The organism is Pseudomonas sp. 05N434 (assembly GCF_056396965.1).
Map to the genome: position 1 here is coordinate 1 of NZ_JBFTMK010000480.1, position 3,901 is coordinate 3,901.

2 protein-coding genes are annotated in these 3,901 nt (G+C 60.5%); one reads left to right on the forward strand and one right to left on the reverse strand.

Features of this window, described 5'->3' with window-relative positions; all coding sequences use genetic code 11:
* The first annotated feature begins 283 nt into the window (after positions 1–283).
* The gene (locus tag AC1DLB_RS23865) at positions 284–1,000 is read left to right on the forward strand and encodes a response regulator transcription factor (protein ID WP_477744402.1); all 717 of its coding nucleotides are present in this window, start codon (positions 284–286) and stop codon (positions 998–1,000) included.
* 119 nt (positions 1,001–1,119) lie between these two features.
* Here AC1DLB_RS23865 and AC1DLB_RS23870 read toward each other — a convergent pair.
* A partial coding sequence (locus AC1DLB_RS23870) for a DUF5801 repeats-in-toxin domain-containing protein (RefSeq protein ID WP_477785755.1) occupies positions 1,120–3,901 on the reverse strand: 2,782 nt, incomplete at its 5' end.

A 3,901-nucleotide genomic window follows, 5' to 3' on the forward strand; every position in this document is an offset into this window, starting at 1 on the left:
GTTGAGCGGTTCGCGGGAGCACATCATCAAGCGCAAACTATTGATGATTATTCCTATTTTTGTTGTTTCGATGGCTTTTGCCCGGCTTCTGGGAACGTCCGCAATCCCTGCCGGTGCAACGGGTGGAAGTGTCCCCCAGGGCTAATACCCGGGCGGGCACTGTCAAGGCCTGACGACGCTCGTATCTGTCCATCAATCGTGATGGACAGGTGAATGAGCTGTTGATCCAGGAAGGCCAGCGGGTGGAGGCCATCGTTCATTTTTCAAGGGAGTCAGGACGGTAATGACGACCCAAATAAAACCAATAAGCGTGATGCTGATCGACTGTCGTCCTCTTGTTCTTATGGGCCTTCAAGACTTGATCAATGCCCGCAAGCCTCAGATGGAAGTGAGCGGGCAGGCCACCACCTATACCAAAGCGCTGGATCTTGCCGATCAGTTGCGTCCCGATGTCATTTTTTTCAGTTTCTTTCCGGATGCGCTGAACCCATTGGCGGTCGTCGCGGGGCTCGCCCGTAGCGCCGAAATGAAAGTCCTGGTGCTCAAGAGCCTGTACGAAACCGTCCCTGTTGCCCAGGCGATAGAGGCGGGCGCACGCGGCGTCGTGCTGGCGGAAGACCCGACGGAATCGATCATCCGAGCCATCATCCAGGTCCACCATCGCGACATCGGGCTGGATAGAGCCTGGGTCGGTGGGCTTTCCGACTATGCCGCGACCGGGCATATACCTTTGAAATGCAATTCGGAGCAGGCGAAACAGGCGCGGCTGACGCTGCGTGAAAAGGAACTGATTCGCGCCATCGTGGGGGATCCGTCTGCCAAATACATGTGCATCGCCGGGCGCCTGGGTATCAGCGAGCACACCGTGCACAACCACCTCAGTAATATTTATCAAAAGCTTAATCTCGTTAACCGTATCGACTTGCTGATATACGCACAGAAGCACGGGCTCACCAACAACGAAGAACCGCCCGAGTCCACTTGGGTGGAGCTGCATTGAATTTCTTTGGGGCGCCCAGGCCGTCACTGTGTCGCCGTCCGTGAATCCCATATCAGACCTGTAAGGCATGCGAGGGTGGTTTCTACGCCACCCTCGCATTCTTTCACGCGTGCGCTTCCTCAGGCGCTGCCATGGACAATGTCGGTATTCAGAACATCAACCCCGACCAAGGTGATGGTCGTGATTTGTCCGCCCGTTTCGGCGATCGTCACGATGCTGTTGGCGCCGCTGTTGTCGATCGACTGGACAACGGAGCTTTGGTCGCCGTTGAGCACCAGCGTGTCTCGCAGGCCTGCGCTCGCATCGAAGCCGGTGACTTGGTACTTGTTTTGGGTGAATGACAAATCGACGTTGAAGGCATCCCGCACACCGGCCGTGCCAGCCAGCGTGAAGTCGAAGGTGGTGCCCAAGTCGTTGGCGAACAGGTTGGCGTTGAAACCACTCGTCGCCGAGTCCCCATCCTTGTCCGTCAGCGTCGCGTTGAACGCCAGCTTGATATCACTGGCCATGTTCTCGGTCTGCTGAATGAACTGGATCACCGGGATCTTGACATCGCCTCGGCCCATCGTGAGCTGAACCGCGTCAATCAGCAGCGAGCCTTCCTTTTGAACGAGGAAGGACACTTGTCCGCCGGCTTCTGGCGTCAGAGTGTTCACCTCGGTGAGGGCCGAAAACGTGCCATTCTCGTAGTAGATCCGGTAGTACAGGTCCTCGGTCGCCGTGTTGTACCCCCCCACGGAGTTGTCGATGAAAATCTTCATCCCCGTCAGCAGGCTTTCCGGATTGATCACGAAACTTTCATCGGCGGCGCTGATGGCCGCCAGGCTGTCTCCCTGGAGAAGGTTATTGCCGACGCCGATGCCGGACGTGCTGACGTTCATGGCCGCCGGGTCGATGTACGACGGCAGGGGGGTGGTCTGTAGCTGGGCTTCGGTGGGGTCGGGTTTACCGAGCCCGATACCGCTCAGGATGTCCGAAGGCAACGCCGTTGCCTTGGCGGAAAAGAACACAATCTCCTCGGAGGGTGAAGGAATAGTCGGCGGATTCTGCGCCGGGATCAGCAACGTGCGCACCGGATCCGGGCCGCCGGCACTGAGCGAGCCGTCGGCGCTGCTGAGCACGATCGTCGAACTGAAACCTTGCACCAAGTCCAGTGTGTAGCTGCCATTGGTATAGGCGGTCAGCGTGTAGTCGACGCTGGTATTTGCCGTGGAGGCGTTGTTGTCGAAATCGCCGGTCAACGTGCCTGCGAAGTGGTAGGCGCCATTGGCATCCGGTGAGGGTGACTGCTCGGTGAGCGTGCCGGTGCCGGTGGTGGTCGTGTTGTCTGGCCGGACGAGGGTGAACTGGTTGTTCACCAACGAAATATCCAGCCCGGTTGCACCCAGTCCGTCGGCTCCGTTCGAGTGATCCCAGTACCCTGTTTGTGGAAGGACACTACCGGTCCCGATCAGGTTGCCGAAGGCAAGTGTAGGGCCGTCGTCCTTGAACACCAGGTTCTGCCCTATGTTCAGGGTCGCCTGGGCGCTGTCGCCGTCCCCATCGGTCTTGGTCGCTATCAGCGTCACCAGGTTGTCCGCCGACAGCGTCGTCGAATCATCGGGATTGCTGGCGTTGGGATGCACCACGGCMCGGAGCTGGTCGAGGGTGACGTCGCCATTGGCGGCGACGCTGGCCGTGAACACCAGCAAGTTGCTGGTGGCCGTGCGGCCTTCGACCACGCCGCCGTTGAGCGACAGGTTCACCGCCTGGCCGCTGGCCGTGTCGGTCAGCCCGGAGGCCCCCACCACCACGCCCAGTGCATAGGTCAACGTGCCCGCACCGTCGGCGCCAAACGCCGAACTGAAGTTAGACGCAAAACTCTTGGTATCGTTGGTCGCCAGCACCGTCTCGTCGACCGTCAGTGTCGGCTCCGTGCCGGTGGTGCTGATGCTCGGTCCGTCGTCCTTGAACACCAGGTTTTGTCCGATGTTCAGGCTCGCCTGGGCGCTGTCGCCGTCCTTGTCGGTTTTGGTCGCCGTCAGGGTTACCAGGTTGTCCGCGGTCAGGGTCTTCGAGTCATCGGGATTGGTCGTGACGGGATGCACCACGGCCCGGAGTTGGTCGAGGRTGATGTCGCCATTGGCGGCCACGCTGACCGTGAACACCAGATCGTTGCTAAGGGCCGTGTGGCCTTCGACCACGCCACCGTTGAGCGACAGGTTGACCGCCTGGCCCGTGGCCGTGTCCACCAGCCCGGAGCCGCCCGCGACCACGCCCAGTGCGTAGGTCAGGGTGCCGGCCCCGTCAGCGCCGTACGCCGAACTGAAGTTAGCCGCGAAGCTCTTGGTATCGTTGGTCGCCAGCACCGTTTCGTCGACTGTCAGCGTTGGCTCGGTGCCGGTGGTGCTGATGCTGGGGGCGTCATCCTTGAACACCAGGTTCTGGCCGATGTTGAGCGTTGCCTGGGCGCTGTCGCCATCACCATCGGTCTTGGTTGCTGTCAGCGTGACCAAAGTGTCCGCAGTCAGGGTCTTCGAATCATCCGGATTGGTCGCATCGGGATGCACCACGGCGCGGAKCTGGTCGAGGGTGACGTCGCCATTGGCGGCGACGCTGACCGTGAACACCARCWGGYTGSTGGTGGCCGTGCGRCCTTCSACCACGSYGCCGTTGAGCGACAGGTTGACTGCCTCACCGGTGGCCGTRTCGGTCAGCCCGGAGCCACCGGCGACCACGCCCAGTGCATAGGTCAGGGTGCCGGCGCCATCAGCGCCAAACGCCGAGCTGAAGTTGGCGGCAAAGCTCTTGGTATCATTGGTCGCCAGCACCGTCTCGTCCACCGTCAACGTAGGTTCCGTGCCGGTGGTGCTGATGYTTGGCCCGTCATCCTTGAACACCAGGTTCTGCCCTATGTTGAGG